The organism is Nonlabens sp. Asnod3-A02 (assembly GCF_045063755.1).
Classification (GTDB): Bacteria; Bacteroidota; Bacteroidia; order Flavobacteriales; family Flavobacteriaceae; genus Nonlabens; species Nonlabens xylanidelens.
Genome location: NZ_JBEFOC010000006.1, coordinates 302,270 through 317,443, shown reverse-complemented (window position 1 = coordinate 317,443; position 15,174 = coordinate 302,270). Strand labels below are relative to the sequence as shown.

General features: G+C 34.6%; 14 protein-coding genes. 1 reads left to right on the top strand and 13 read right to left on the bottom strand.

The window, feature by feature from the left end:
* Positions 1-56: 56 nt before the first annotated feature.
* The 8 genes from trpD to ACJJVN_RS02590 form a co-directional block, all read right to left on the bottom strand.
* A complete protein-coding gene (gene trpD / locus ACJJVN_RS02625; RefSeq protein WP_405370831.1) occupies positions 57-1,052 on the bottom strand; it encodes an anthranilate phosphoribosyltransferase in 996 nt (331 codons plus the stop codon).
* A gap of 1 nt (position 1,053) precedes the next feature.
* Entirely contained in the window at positions 1,054-1,623 is a 570-nt protein-coding gene (locus tag ACJJVN_RS02620; protein ID WP_104515708.1) for an aminodeoxychorismate/anthranilate synthase component II, read from the bottom strand.
* Positions 1,616-2,119 (bottom strand): hypothetical protein, encoded by a 504-nt coding sequence (locus tag ACJJVN_RS02615; RefSeq protein WP_405377041.1) that lies wholly within the window; start codon positions 2,117-2,119, stop codon positions 1,616-1,618. The genes ACJJVN_RS02620 and ACJJVN_RS02615 overlap by 8 nt, the downstream gene beginning before the upstream one ends.
* Before the next feature lie 2 nt (positions 2,120-2,121).
* Positions 2,122-3,537 (bottom strand): anthranilate synthase component I family protein, encoded by a 1,416-nt coding sequence (locus tag ACJJVN_RS02610; RefSeq protein WP_405377040.1) that lies wholly within the window; start codon positions 3,535-3,537, stop codon positions 2,122-2,124.
* 194 nt (positions 3,538-3,731) lie between these two features.
* A complete protein-coding gene (gene asnB / locus ACJJVN_RS02605) occupies positions 3,732-5,393 on the bottom strand; it encodes an asparagine synthase B (RefSeq protein ID WP_104515705.1) in 1,662 nt (553 codons plus the stop codon).
* A 194-nt stretch (positions 5,394-5,587) separates the two neighbouring features.
* Positions 5,588-6,241: a peptide-methionine (S)-S-oxide reductase MsrA gene (gene msrA / locus ACJJVN_RS02600; protein WP_405370841.1), complete on the bottom strand. Its 654-nt coding sequence runs from the start codon at positions 6,239-6,241 to the stop codon at positions 5,588-5,590.
* A 126-nt stretch (positions 6,242-6,367) separates the two neighbouring features.
* Positions 6,368-7,147, bottom strand: a complete 780-nt coding sequence (locus tag ACJJVN_RS02595) for a zinc ribbon domain-containing protein (protein WP_104515703.1) — start codon at positions 7,145-7,147, stop codon at positions 6,368-6,370.
* A 3-nt stretch (positions 7,148-7,150) separates the two neighbouring features.
* Positions 7,151-8,242, bottom strand: a complete 1,092-nt coding sequence (locus tag ACJJVN_RS02590; protein ID WP_405377039.1) for a Nif3-like dinuclear metal center hexameric protein — start codon at positions 8,240-8,242, stop codon at positions 7,151-7,153.
* A gap of 47 nt (positions 8,243-8,289) precedes the next feature.
* Here ACJJVN_RS02590 and lpxK point away from each other — a divergent pair, with 47 nt between their 5' ends.
* Complete coding sequence (lpxK, locus tag ACJJVN_RS02585) at positions 8,290-9,258, top strand: tetraacyldisaccharide 4'-kinase (RefSeq protein WP_405377038.1); 969 nt, start codon at positions 8,290-8,292, stop codon at positions 9,256-9,258.
* On the opposite strand, the gene ACJJVN_RS02580 is transcribed toward lpxK, so the two are convergent.
* From ACJJVN_RS02580 to ACJJVN_RS02560, 5 genes are all read right to left on the bottom strand, one after another.
* Positions 9,253-11,574: an ATP-binding protein gene (locus ACJJVN_RS02580; RefSeq protein WP_405377037.1), complete on the bottom strand. Its 2,322-nt coding sequence runs from the start codon at positions 11,572-11,574 to the stop codon at positions 9,253-9,255. The two genes, lpxK and ACJJVN_RS02580, sit on opposite strands and share 6 nt — an antisense overlap.
* Positions 11,575-11,715: 141 nt before the next feature.
* Positions 11,716-12,705, bottom strand: coding sequence for a type I glyceraldehyde-3-phosphate dehydrogenase (gap, locus tag ACJJVN_RS02575; protein WP_405377036.1), 990 nt, complete (start codon positions 12,703-12,705; stop codon positions 11,716-11,718).
* Between the two features lie 200 nt (positions 12,706-12,905).
* Positions 12,906-13,784, bottom strand: coding sequence for a lipoyl synthase (gene lipA, locus ACJJVN_RS02570; protein WP_104515699.1), 879 nt, complete (start codon positions 13,782-13,784; stop codon positions 12,906-12,908).
* Positions 13,785-13,830: 46 nt separating this feature from the next.
* Positions 13,831-14,940, bottom strand: a complete 1,110-nt coding sequence (locus ACJJVN_RS02565) for a glycosyltransferase (protein ID WP_405377035.1) — start codon at positions 14,938-14,940, stop codon at positions 13,831-13,833.
* Between the two features lie 10 nt (positions 14,941-14,950).
* Complete coding sequence (locus tag ACJJVN_RS02560) at positions 14,951-15,160, bottom strand: membrane or secreted protein (RefSeq protein WP_104515697.1); 210 nt, start codon at positions 15,158-15,160, stop codon at positions 14,951-14,953.
* Positions 15,161-15,174: the final 14 nt, after the last annotated feature.

Here is a 15,174-nt window from a genome sequence, read left to right as displayed (position 1 = left end):
ACCTGGCCTTACTTTTAAACGCTTAATAAGCGTCAGTCTAAAACTGCTTCTAGGGTTTACCTCTGAACGTTTTGTAAGCGGTTAAAACTTTTCAATGCTTTTCCAGATTCTAGAGATTCTCTAGCTACTATAGCTCCTTGATGTAAATTTAAATCCTGAGCCACAGAAATAGCAGTTGCGGCATTTGCTATCACTACATTTTTTTGTGCTTCGGTCGCTTTGTTTTCTAATACTTTCATGAAAATATGTGCCGCTTCTTCTACAGTTTCTCCACCATAAATATCTGCCTGCTTTAATGGTTTCATACCGAAATCACTAGCAGATAGATCGCTTACTCCTGCGTTTCTAGCAAGTCTTACTTTTCCTGTAAGACTTACCTCGTCATAACCTTCATGTGAATGGAGAATAGCGTATTTCTTATCTGTTTCAGACTGAAATAAGTATTCATAATTACGCGCTAGTTGTAAATTGAAAACACCAACACTTTGTAATTTAGGTTTTGCAGGATTTACTAAAGGGCCCAACATATTAAAAAATGTTTTTACACCTAATTGTTTTCTAATCGGTGCAACAGCTTTCATCGCAGGGTGAAATAATGGTGCGTGTAAGAATGTAATGTTTGCCTCAGAAATTTGTTTTCTCAGCACATCATGGTCATTTGTAAAAACAAATCCTAGATGTTCCATAACATTAGAAGAACCACTTACTGAACTTACTCCATAGTTACCGTGTTTAGCAACAGGTACACCTGCACCAGCAGTTACAAAACTAGCTAGGGTACTGATGTTAAAAGTGTCTTTTCCATCACCGCCGGTACCACACAAGTCTATCGGATTAAATTCTGATAGGTCGATGAGGTTTGCTTGTTCTAACATCGCGTCTCTAAATCCAGCTAATTCTTCTACAGTGATACTGCGCATTCCATATACGGTTAAAAAAGCAGCGATTTGTGCATCATTAACGGTACCACTAGTTATTGCAGTTAATATATCATGAGCAGCTAGTCTAGAAAGCGTACGATGATTAAATAATTCATTTAAAATATCTTTCATTCTATAAAGTCTCTATAAAGTTCTTAAGCATTTGTTTTCCTTGCGGAGTCATAATACTTTCTGGGTGAAATTGTAAACCGTAAATAGGTAGTTCTTTATGTTTAAGAGCCATGATTTGACCGTTTTCATCAGTTGCTGTTATTTCTAGAACATCTGGAAAACTGCTGTTTTGTGCAGCCCAAGAGTGGTAACGTCCTGCATCAAAATTAGTGTCGATATGATTAAATATCTCATTACCGTTATGTGTCATGTTAGTAGAGATACCGTGATATACTTTATCTAGGTTTATAATTTCTCCACCGAATACCTCAGTTATCGCTTGATGACCTAAACAAATTCCTAAAAGTGGTTTTTTATCTTTAAGGTGATCAATTATCGCAATTAAATTTCCAGCTTCATTGGGTATACCTGGTCCTGGAGATAGCACTACCGCGTCATAATTCTCGCATTCTTGAGGTGTGATTTGATCATTGCGCACCACAGTGAGTTGAGCGCCTAATTCTTCTAGATAGTGCACAAGGTTGTACGTAAAAGAATCATAGTTGTCTATTAATAATAATCTCTTATTCATCTTTCAAAGTTTTAATACTACCATCAGTTTCTATTTGTGCTATAGTTTCTTCACCACCTGGACAGCTGGTAATTATTCTTAGGTCCGAAGTTACTTTTCCTTCACATTGTAATCCATCAAGAGTAGAGGCTATTACCATTTCATCTTTTATTTTACCATCTTTGCTATAGGTTCTAACTAAAAATCCATGTCGATAACCATCTTTTGAAAAAAAACTTCTAGTAAACACTCTAACTTTAATAACTTCATTTTGATAAATAGGTGGAGCGACTTTAATCTCGCTAGACATTATTCTGTAGTAATCTTGATTATTGAATAAAGAGGATGCGCTATCTCTTGCATTATTAAAGGTTAAATTAGGTAGGTATTGAAAAACCGTTTCGCCATCTTTTTCAACTATTTTAATATCGATTAAGTCTTCTTTCTTGCTATCCTGACACGAGAATAATAGAAAATTAAAAGAAAGAAGGGCGATTGATAAATATCTTAATTTCATAATTAATATTGATTTGCTTTATTGATAGCACTGCGTAGTGCGTTAGTCTTGTTGTAAACTTCTTGCATTTCGTTTTCTAAGTTACTTTCTACAACCACACCAGCACCTGCTCTAAATAGTAACTTATTATTACGTGATAATATACTTCTAATAATTATGGCGTGGTTAAAATTGCCGTCAAATCCAAGATAACCTATCGCGCCACCATAAAATTCTCTAGAAGATTTTTCATATTGATCTATGAGTTGCATGGCTCTATATTTAGGAGCACCACTCAATGTACCTGCTGGGAATGTATCTCCTATAAGTTTGATTTTATCATTTTCATTAATGGTACCGCTCACTTTACTTACCATGTGAATAACGTGAGAGTAGAAATGTATGTTTTGATAATCTTCTACCTTTACATCTCTAGCATGACGGCTAAGGTCATTTCTTGCAAGGTCTACTAGCATGATATGCTCGGCAGTTTCTTTAGGGTCTTTTTTTAGTTCTTCGGCAGCTTTTAAATCTGCAACATCATTACCGGTTCTTTTATAAGTACCTGCAATAGGTTGAATGCTAGCTTTAGTATCTGAAATTAATAACTGCGCTTCTGGAGAAGAACCGAATATTCTAAAATTACCGTAATCAAAATAAAATAAATATGGACTAGGGTTTATCGCTCGTAACTGCCTGTAGACATTAAAATCATCACCTTTAAAGGGTTGTTCAAATTTTCTAGATAGAACGATTTGAAAAACATCGCCTCTACGACAGTGTTCTTTACCTTTTTCTACAAGTGCTTTGAAATCATTATCAGTCATTTCAGAAGACTCTTCTTCTGTACATTCAAAACTATAGTTTGCTACATCGCGATGATTAATAACTGCTACGATCTCATCTAGTTTTGATTCAAAATCGGCATATTGATGATCAAATACATAAAGCTGGTTATGGTAATGATCAAAAACGATTACATTTTGAAATACTTGATAGTAGGCAAGAGGTATGTTGTTGGTATCGCTTTCGCGAAAGCGAAACTCTAAATCTTCAAATAATTGAACAGCATCATAACTAAGGTATCCGAAAAGCCCGTTAGTAGGGAAGGGGAAATCATCTGTTACTTTTTCAAAAGAATTTTTAAATTCATTTAAACCTGTAGTAAGGTCAAAAGTAGAACTGTAATCTTGTGAACTTATAGAGTTATCCGGAAAAGTAGATTTTATCTCATTCTCATTTACCTCAAAAGTAGCAACTGGATTACAGCAAATAAAAGAATAACTATTACTGCGCTGTCCATACTCATTACTTTCTAGAAGAATGCTGTTTGGGTATTTATCCCTTAATCTCATGTACATAGCGACTGGGGTAAGGGTGTCTGCTAGTATGACTTTATGAGCTGTATTTGCTTTATGTAATTCTTGAACTGAGTTCATTAGATATTTTTTACTAATTAATGTAAATGAAAAAAGGTCTACCGTTAAGTAGACCTTTATCGTTTATAAATAAACATGCGGGCGACTTTACGGCTGTTGAGCTGTATTATTCCACCACCATGTATGATTTGTTATTTTCATTGAGTGCCAAATGTAGTTAGGCTATTTGAAAGGCACAACTTTTTTACATTTTTTTAATAACCTTCGTCATGAACACCACTTACTGCACGTCCCGATGGATCGTTCATGTTTTTAAATGCCTCGTCCCATTCTAATGCTACTGGAGTAGAACAAGCTACTGATTTTAAAGAAGGTACACAGCTTGCTGCAGCGTCACTAGGGAAATGTTCTGAGAAAATACTGCGGTAGTAATATTCTTCCTTATTCTGTGGCGGATTGATTTTAAATTTAAAGGGAGCTGCCTCCATCATTTCATCAGTCACAACACCTTCTACTACTTCTTTTAATGTGTCGATCCAGCTGTATCCTACACCATCGCTGAATTGTTCCTTTTGTCTCCAGGCAACGCTTTTAGGTAGGTCATCTTCAAATGCCTCTCTTAAAATGTGTTTTTCCATTTTTCCATTTCCACACATTTTATCTTTAGGGTTGAGTCTCATAGCTACATCCATAAATTCTTTATCTAAGAATGGAACGCGACCTTCTATGCCCCATGCTGCAAGCGATTTATTTGCTCTAAGGTTATCATATAGATGTAGAGTATCTAGTTTACGCACGGTTTCTTTATGAAATTCTTCTGCGCTAGGTGCTTTGTGAAAATATAAGTAACCTCCGAAAATCTCATCACTTCCTTCTCCAGATAGAACCATTTTAATTCCCATAGATTTTATAACGCGTGCAAGAAGATACATAGGTGTGGACGCTCTAATGGTAGTAACGTCATAGGTCTCTAGAAAATACACTACGTCCTTTATTGCGTCTAGACCTTCTTGAATTGTGAAGTTAACACTGTGATGTACGGTGCCTATATGGTCTGCAACTTCTTGAGCAGCTGCTAGATCAGGACTGCCTTCTAGTCCTATGGCAAATGAATGTAGTTGAGGCCACCAGGCATCTTTGTTATCACCTGATTCTATACGTTTTGCCGCATATTTTTTTGCAACGGCACTTACTATAGAACTATCTAGACCACCAGATAATAAAACCCCATAAGGGACATCGCTCATTAAATGTCTGTGTACGGAGTCTTCCATAGCTTGTTTAAGATCTGCTACGGAACTTGTGTTGTCTTTTACCGCATCATAATCTTTCCATTCTCTATCGTACCATTTTATAAATTCACCTGTTTCACTATAGTAATAATGTCCAGGTGGGAATGGAGCTATCTCATTACAAGTTCCCTCTAAGGCTTTAAGCTCGCTCGCCACATAAAACTGTCCTAACTCGTCATAACCATAATAAAGTGGTATGATACCCTGATGATCTCTGGCGCATAAAAAGACATCTTTTTCGATATCATATAATGCAAAACCGTACATACCAGTAAGCTCATCCATGAAGTCAACGCCTTTATCTTGATATAGAGCAAGGATTACCTCGCAGTCAGATTTTGTTTTAAATTTATAATCACTGTAGTTGTCTCTCAGGCTTTGGTGGTTATATATTTCACCGTTAACAGCAAGTACTACTTTACCATCAGGACTATAAAGCGGTTGTCCTCCAGACTGAGGATCTACTATAGTTAATCTCTCGTGTGCTAGAATGGCGTTATCACCACAATAGATTCCAGACCAGTCTGGTCCACGATGTCTTAGTTTTTTAGATAATTCTAAGACTTTTTCTCTTTGTTCCTGGCTGTCTTTTTTCAACTGAAACATTCCTACAATTCCGCACATAATTTGTTTTTTTAAATGAAAAAAGGCCTACCGTTAGGTAGACCTTTTGAATATATTAAAATACCAGATTCTACCCCTTACGTTTGTAAAGAATTATTATTGATTCTGATATTATTATTTAATGACATAAGACAAATGTAATTAAAATGTTGAAAGGAACAAGTTTCTCTTAAGATAAATTGTTCGTTTTACTTTTAATGTTGTGCTTCTGGTTTAATTACTTGCGGCATTTTTTGAGCAAATTTTCTAAACCTAGGTATAGATACTCCTCTTATATAACCGTGTGTAGGGTGCAGTTTTGCATAATCTTGGTGGTAATCTTCGGCAATCCAGAATTTTTGAAAAGGTTTTACCTCGGCTCCAATACTGTATCCTTCTTCTGTTAAGCTGGTAATTTTATCTTCAATAATTTTTTTCTGATCATCATTTTGATAAAAAATAATACTTCTATATTGAGAACCATGATCAGGACCCTGACCATTAACTTGTTCTATGTTTTGAGAAGCAAAGTAAACATCTACTAGTGTTTTAAAAGAAACGACGCTAGGGTCGTATATGATTTCATTAGTTTCAGCATGTCCAGTTTTACCAGTATTACTGTCTTCATAGGTAGGATTTTGAGTGTGGCCACCAGAGTAGCCAGAAATAGATTCACTAACACCTATTACGCCTTCATATATTTCTTCTACACACCAGAAACAACCACTTGCAAAATAAGCTCTTTCCATACCTTCTTGAGAAGGAACCTCAATAGGGTCAGTATTAACAGCAGTTTGAGAGGCGTTATTATCTTGTTCGTTACAATTAGATGCTAGGAACATCATAATTAAAATTGATACTATTTTCATTTACTATAAGTTTTAAACGATAAAAATAGGATTAGCTCTTCATGAAGTGTATTAAAAAAGGGTTAAATAAAAAAAAATCCCTTTATTAAAAAAATAAAGGGATTAAATATGAAGAAAAAAGTTTTACTATAATTTAGCAAATACTTTATCCATTTTTTCTACTTGTTCATATGCAAGAGCAGCATCTACAAGAATTCTACCAGAATGCTCATCTGTAATGATTTTCTTGCGACTTGCGATTTCTACTTGTACTTGTGGCGGTATAGTAAAGTAAGAACCACCAGAAGCACCTCTTTCAATAGGTACAACTGCAAGACCGTTCTTTACGCTTGTTCTGATACGAGTATATGCCTTGATTAACCTTTCTTCGATTGATTTTGCATGATCCTCGCTCATCTTCATAAGGTTTTCTTCTTCTTTTTGAGTTTCCTTAAGGATCTCTTCTAGTTCAGATTTCTTATGCTTTAAGTGGTCAGTTTTATCAGCAAGACGCTTCTTACTTTTATCGATAACCTCTTTTTGTTGCTCTATTTGAGCTTTGAATTCACGTATATGTTTTTCAGCAAGTTCCATTTCTAGTTCTTGAAATTCCATTTCTTTAGAAAGAGAATTGAACTCACGGTTGTTACGTACGTTTTTTTGTTGATCTGTATATTTTGTAATCAGGGCTTTGGCCTCTTCAATTAAATTCTTTTTGGACTTAATGTTTTCACTAAGTTCATCAGAATGTGCGTCTAATTTAGACAGTCGAGTTTTTAATCCTTCTACTTCATCTTCAAGATCTTGTACTTCTAGAGGTAATTCACCACGCACATTGCGTATCTCATCTATTCTAGAATCGATTAATTGTAGATTGTAAAGTTCTCTTAACTTATCTTCTACAGTAGCCTCGGTCTTTTTTGCCATCTTTTAAAAATAATTAACTGGGTTTGTTCGCGCTTGTGCACAAAGGACTGCAAAACTACTAAATTTTTCTGTAAGATATTCATGTAAAAGGTTTTTTGTAAACTGCTCGCTTTCATAATGTCCCACATCACATAATAAGATGTCTTGACCTTGAAAGAAATCGTGATATTTTAGATCGGCTGTGATGTAAGCGTCAGCACCTGATTGAATAGCATTTTTTATTGCAAACGCTCCAGAGCCTCCTAGCAGTGCGACTTTTTTAATGTTCCGCTTTCGCGAAAGCGAGCTTCTAACAACTCCAGTTTTAAATACGGTCTTTGTTTTTTGTAAAAATTCTTCTACACTCAGGCTTTCTGGCAGCTCACCGATTGTGCCCATTCCTATGTTTTGATAACTGTTTTCTAGCGTAGAAATTTCAAAAGATACCTCTTCATATGGGTGGGAATGGATTAATGCGGCTTTTATCGAACTTTCTAAATGGGGTAAAAATGTAATAGAAAGCATCTTTTCTTCTATATTCTCCCGGTTTAATTTTTCTCCAATTTTAGGTTTGCTATCTTCATTTCCCTTAAATGTCCCTATTCCCGAAATAGAAAAACTACAATCTGTATAATTACCTAATGATCCTGCACCGGCATTAAATAATACTTCTTTAACCTCTTCAAATGAGTTAGCAGGTATATATGTTACCAGTTTTTTTATTAATTGTGATTTAGGAAGTAGTGTTTTTACGTTTTTCAGTCCCATTTCTTGAGCCATTCTATAGCTTACACCACCTTTTATGACGTCCAGTGCGGTATGAGTTGCGTATATGGCTATATCGTTTTTAATAGCCTTAACAACAGCGCTGCGTACATAATCGCTAGGTTGTAAATGTTTTAAACCAGAAAATATAATGGGGTGAAAACTTACAATTAGATTACAATTATTTTCAATAGCCTCATCCACAACGTTTTCTAAACAATCTAGAGTGACTAGAATACCGGATAGATCAGTGTTTTTATCACCGGTTAATAAGCCTGTGTTGTCAAAATCTTCAGCATAGTGTCTAGGAGCAAGTAGTTCTAGATGTGAGGTAACATCTTTAATTTTCATAATGGTACTATTTATGTCTGTTGTAAAATTAACCTACTTTTGAGCTCATGCAAAATTTGAGACTTTTATTATATCCATTTTCCATAGTTTATGATGGAATTACTTCATTGCGCAATTATGCCTTTAATAAAGGTATAATAGAACAACATGAATTTTATATACCTATAATAGCCGTGGGTAATTTAAGTACTGGTGGTACTGGTAAAACACCTATGATCGAGTATTTTATAAAGAAAAATAAAGATTTAAAGTTAGGTGTGCTAAGTCGTGGATATGGTAGGAGGACGTCTGGTTATATTGAAATAAATCTAAATGATACGGTAGAAAAAGTAGGAGATGAGCCTTTACAAATTAAACTTAAGTTTAAAAATTTGATCGTGAGTGCTGTTTGTGAAAAGCGAGTAGATGGAATTAATAATCTATTAAAGAATCATGATTTAGATCTTATTTTATTAGATGATGCATACCAGCACAGACATGTAAAGGCGAGTCATTATGTCTTATTGACTAGCTATGGTAATCTATATAAAGATGATTATTTGTTACCGGCTGGTAATCTAAGAGAGTCTCGAAGTGGTGCAAAACGTGCACAAACTGTCGTAGTTACTAAATGCCCGTCTTCCATTAGTGTTGAAGAAACTCTTAAGATTAAACAAAAGCTACAATTGTTGCCATCTCAGCAATTGTGTTTCTCTTACATAGCCTATGATGATTTTGTTTACGGTGCTAATGATTCTAAAAATCTTAGTGATTTTAAAGGATTAGAAGTATCGGTCGTGACTGGTATTGCAAACCCTATACCTTTCATAGAATATTTGAAGAAATTTATAACTGTAGATCATCTTAAATATACAGATCATCATAATTTTACAAATGAAGAAGTAGAGCTTATTAGAAGTAAAAAAATAGTTATTACTACCGAGAAAGATTACGTGAGGCTAAGGAATTATGATTTAAGTAACGTTATGTATCTACCTATACAGACTAAGTTTATAGGGAAAGAACCTAGTTTATAGAACTTCAAAATTAGAAAATGCTTTTTGAATCTTTTCAAAAAACTCATCCATTTTAAATGGTTTTGGGATAATATCATCAAAACCTATTTCGTAGAATTCTTTTTCAGAATCGTTTAAAGTTACCGCTGTGAGTGCTATTATAGGAATCTCTCTGTCAAAGCTCCTTATGTCTCTAGTAGCTTCTTTTCCATCTTTTATGGGCATGTGAACGTCCATAAGTATTAGGTCGTACTTTCTGGTTTTTGCCGCTATCACCGCTTCTTCACCGTTATTAGCAACCTCGCATGTGAAATTCTTACCTTCAAGAATCTTTCTAGTGATCATTTGATTGATCTTGTTGTCCTCTACTATTAATATGCGTTTGTTCAATAACTCAGTGGGTGACGCTGGTTTAGAACTTATCACTTCATCCTTAGTGTTTTCTGACTTTGTCACTTCAGGATCGTTATATTCGTTCTTTTTAGGAATATTTAAATCTATGTTAGGTAAAATTACTTCTTTATGATCGGTAATAGTGGTGGTTGTAGAATGAGCGATATTACTTGTTTCTGGATAATGATTTTCATTAAAGAACCTGTTAGAGTCTGGTAGGTCAAACCATATTTCAAATGTGAATTTACTACCTCTTCCTACTTTGCTGTCTAGTTGAACTGAGCCGCCCATTAATTCTACTAGGTTTTTCACAATAGCTAGGCCTAGACCTGTACCACCATATTCTCTAGTAGTACTAGACCCTTCTTGTGTAAAGTTTTCAAAAATCGCTTGTTGTTTCTCTTCAGAAATTCCTTTACCGTTATCTTCTACTTCAAATTTTATAAGGCATTTATCCTCAATAGTGTTTATTTTATGAGCCCTTACCCATACATCTCCATCTTTGGTAAACTTGATAGCATTACCCATCAGGTTGATTAAGATCTGTGATATTTTAACTGGGTCACCTTGTAATCTAGATGGTATGTTATCATCATATTGAATATGAAGATTATTTCTTTGATCTGTAGCTTGTCCTTTTAAAGATAGGCTTATATCATTTACCCTTTTATTTAGGTCAAATGGAATGGCTTCTAATTCAACTTTGTTAGCCTCTAGCTTGTTGAAATCGAGTATATTATCAATAAGTGATAATAAATATTCTCCTGAGGATTGTAACGTTTCTAAGTGTTCTTTTTGATCTATTCTAGGATCTGTTTCTAATAATAAATGGGTAAGACCAGTAACAGCATACATAGGTGTTCTTAACTCATGCGTTATGGTAGATAGAAAATCTGCCTTTATTTTTGCAGCATCTTGAGCTCTATCTCTTTCATCTATAAGAGCAGAGTTTTTATCTTCTAGCACGTGATTACTCTTTGCTCTTAATTTGTTATTCTTAAATAATGATAAAGTTAATAAAGAGAGTAGTGTGATAAAAACACATAATAATATATAAGATGTGTCTTTACCTTTTAGTTCTCTCGCTTTTTCATTGTTGGATACCACCAGGGCTTCATTCTCTTCCTTAAGTTTCTTAAATTCTAGAAGCTCTTCATTAGAAACCATAGAATTCATATCTTTCTTAGTGAGCTCGGTGTATTTCTGTAGATAAGAGATGCTACTTTTATAATCGCCTTGTTGTTCTAATAACTCTGAATAGAGGTAAAAGCCATTTTTTAAGATATCGTTAAATTGATATTTTTCTGCTATGGAAATACTTTGTTGTGTGTATTCTTTGGATAAATTCAACTCTCCTTTTCCAGCAGCTATTTGAGCTAGTTCTAGACTCACTTGTGCAGTAGAGTAATGCTGGTTGTTATTTTTAAGATGAGGTAATAATTCTATAAATGATTCTCTGGCCTCATCTACCTTATTGATCCTTAGGTTTAATTGTGCTATTCTTAATTTTAAAATAGCATTGAGATTTTCGTTTTTAGTTTGTGCTAGAATTAATTGCGCATTTGTAATCTCTTCCTTAGCATGGACTAATTGGTTAGATCTAATAAGTACATCTGACTTTAAAAGTAATAATTGTGCATTACCTAGAGAAGATTTATCAAAATAAGGAGCGATTCTTTTAATAACCTCGCTAGCATTTTTTAATTGACCTGTTTTATTTAAGTAAGAAACTCTTAATAATTGAGTTTGAGCATAAATGGAAGAATCTTTTGCTATGTCGGTAGCGCCGGTGATTAAATTATCGGCTTCGATGTAATTTGCTCTTTGTAGAGCAAGTTGTGCCTTTTCTAACATTAAATCAACAGCAAGTTGTTGATTAGGTTTTGATATATAATCTTCTTGACCATTAGCTTTTTGAAGAAAACTAATAGTGCATAAACACATTACAATAAAGTATAAAACTCTAGAAGACAAATCTATTAATTAGGTAGACAAATATAAAAGGACTTGATTCTATTCAAATAAAAAACGACTATAATCTTATCATAAATGCTTTTAAACGATGTTTTTACGAGGGATTATGTCTTATTTTATGCTTTTGGCGTAAACTACCATATCTCTTAATCGGTGAGAATACCCACTTTCATTATCGTACCATCCTATAATTTTCACCATTTTACCTATCACACTAGTCATTAATGAGTCGTATATGCAAGAATATGGGCTTCCTGATATATCTATCGATACTAATGGAACATTTGTAAAGGAGAATATTGTAGGATTCGCTTTCGCGAAAGCGGAAAAAGCATCATTAATCTCTTCTATAGAAGTGTCACGTTTTACATTAATAGTAAGGTCAGTCAGGCTACCGTTAGGTACTGGTACTCTGATACCACAACCACCTATGACATCATTTAAATCTGGGAAGATTCTAGTTAGTGCCTTTGCAGCACCAGTGGTGGTAGGTACTATGGACTGCCCAGCAGCTCTTGCTCTACGTAAATCTCTATGAGGTTGATCGTGTAAGCTCTGGTCGGTGGTATAACTATGTACCGTGGTTATGTATGCTTGTTCTATGCCACAAAGCTCATTCATTACTTTAATAAGTGGAGCGGCATTATTTGTCGTACAGCTGGCATTTGAGAAAATAAGATCTTCTTTATTTAATATATGCTCATTAACACCTAGAACCACTGTTTTAATATCGTCTTCTATAGGCGGTGCGCTCAGGATTACTTTTCCAGCGCCAGCGTTAATGTGTTTTTGTAATTCTTTTTTCGTTTTAAATTTACCAGTAGATTCTATTACCGTGTGTATACCGTCCCAGTTTAAATCTTCTAAATTGCGGTGGTGTGTAAAGGCGATTTTATGATCATTAACGGTAATAGAATTTGCGTCAAAAGTAACCTGAGCATCTAGTATACCGTGAATAGAATCATATTTTAAGAGGTGTGCCATTACCTCTGTAGATGCGAGGTCATTAATAGCTACTACTTCAATTTGAGGGTCGTTGTAAACCGTTCTTAAAAAAGTACGTCCTATACGACCGAATCCATTAATGGCTACTTTAATCATTTGATAAGATTATTTTCTTTTTAACCTCCTAGTAGTTGGAGTTAAAATTATGAATACTGCAAATTCCTGAAATTAAAATAAACCAGAATGACTATCAGAAATTTTAAATTGAGATAGTGGAACCTATTAAAGATAATACCATTAAAGTAGAAGTTATCTTTAATAAGGTTCCATATGTTTTTATGTAAACTACGTAGAGTTTACAAAATATGTTTGTGTGCCTTGTAAGAACTTCTCACTAGAGCGCCACTTTCCACATGTCTAAAGCCCATTTCTAGACCTATAGTTTCATATTTCTTGAATTGTTCTGGCGTGATAAATTCTTTTACAGGTAAATGTTTCTTAGAAGGCTGTAAGTACTGACCTATAGTAACCACATCTACATTATTATCTCTAAGATCTCTCATAGTCTGGATTACTTCTTCTTCCAGCTCTCCTAGACCCAGCATAATCCCAGATTTAGTTCTGTTGATACCTTGTTGTTTTAGATATCTTAATACTTCTAGGCTTGTATCATACTTAGCCTGTATACGCACCTCACGAGTTAATCTTCTTACCGTTTCCATGTTGTGAGAAACCACTTCTGGATTTGCCTCTACGATGCGATCTAGATTACGCGTGTTGCCTTGAAAATCTGGAATAAGAGTTTCTAGTGTCGTTTCAGGATTCATACGTCTTATGGCAGCAACAGTTTCCTTCCATATTATAGACCCCATATCTTTTAAATCATCACGATCTACACTAGTGATAACACCGTGTTTAATCCCCATTAATTTAATACTACGTGCTACTTTCTCAGGCTCTGCCCAGTCCACAGTGTCCGGTCTTCCAGTTTTTACACCACAAAAACCACAAGAACGTGTACAGGTATTACCTAGAATCATGAAAGTTGCCGTTCCTTCTGTCCAGCATTCACCCATATTAGGGCAGCTACCAGATGTACAGATGGTATGTAAATCATACTTCTCTACGGTACTTCTTAATTCTTTATATTTTTGACCTACAGGTAATTTAACGCGCAACCATTTTGGTTTGCCCTTTGCCTTAGGTGGTGCTACAGATGTTTTTACTGATTCCATATTACAAAGTTAGTGATAAAGTAGTCGTTTGAATAAGAATACCTAACTAGTTCCATTGTTTAGGTTTATTAACCATGTTTGAAACAAATAATGCTAGCTGACTTAAAATTAATAATAATTCTAAAAAAGGAAGTAGGATAATGATATCGCTTTCGCGAAAGCGAGATAAACCTTTACCCATCACTATCCAGAATATCAAATATCTAAATAGTACAACCCCTAAGATAATCATCCAGTTAATACCGAATACGAATCCTAGAATAGCTGAAATAACAAACCCTATTTGAGATATGTAAAATAAACCTAATAAGAATTTATGAGCTCCTTTATAGTGACTCGCTGTATTTATGTGTCGTTTTTTCTGTTTCCACCAAGTGGACCAGCTCTGTTTTGCTATACTAGTAGTAAAAGAATCTGGATTTAAAGAGACAATAGTGTTCTTTTTAGTCGCTGCTTGATTTACAAAAAGGTCGTCATCTCCACCCATAATTTTCATATGACTCATAAAGCCACTTACATCATAAAATTGAGTAGCGGTATAGGCAAGGTTGCGGCCTACGCCCATATATGGGTTACCACTCATGGCATAACTAAAATATTGAATAGCTGTCAGTCCAGTTTCAAATCTTATTAATGCATTAAGAAGTGAATTTTTAACCTTTTGATAGCCGCCATATCCTAAAACGATTTTTTTCTCTTCAGATAAATGAACAGCCATAAGGGAAAGCCATTGCTTACTATTAGGTGTACAGTCTGCATCGATAAATATTAAATGATCGTTTACGGCTTTTTTGATACCTAGGGTAAGTGCATATTTTTTATTACCCCAAAAACTTTCATTGTTCACGACATCTACCATTTTTACACGAGCGTCTTGAGACATGAAATCTTCTATTACATCTCTAGTGTCGTCATAACTAGCATCATTAATTAGAATCAATTCAAAATTAGGATGATCTTGTTCTAATAGTTGAGGTACTAGTGTTTTAAGGTTTTCTTGTTCGTTTTTAGAACATACGATTACTGAAACAGCATTTTTTAAATCTCCCTGTGGTTGTGGTGTTTTACCAAAACCGGCTTTTGAATAGAAGAAATAATAAATTATATTGATCAAGGCAAAGCCTGTCAACACATAGAAGAATACACCTATTTCCATGAAGAAAGGCCTAAGCTGTTAGCTCTTCGTTTTTGCAATCTTGCTCTTCTGGTAGTTTACCACACATGCTGCATGCTTCACCATCTTTGTTAAGAAAAGGACTTTGACTGGCACAAGTTCCAGCAAATTTACCATCCTTTTTACCCCATATTTTTATTGCTATTCCTGCAAATCCAAGAGCTAATAATACAAACGATATAAGTACGAGTTTTAAATCCATAATGCAAAGATAAG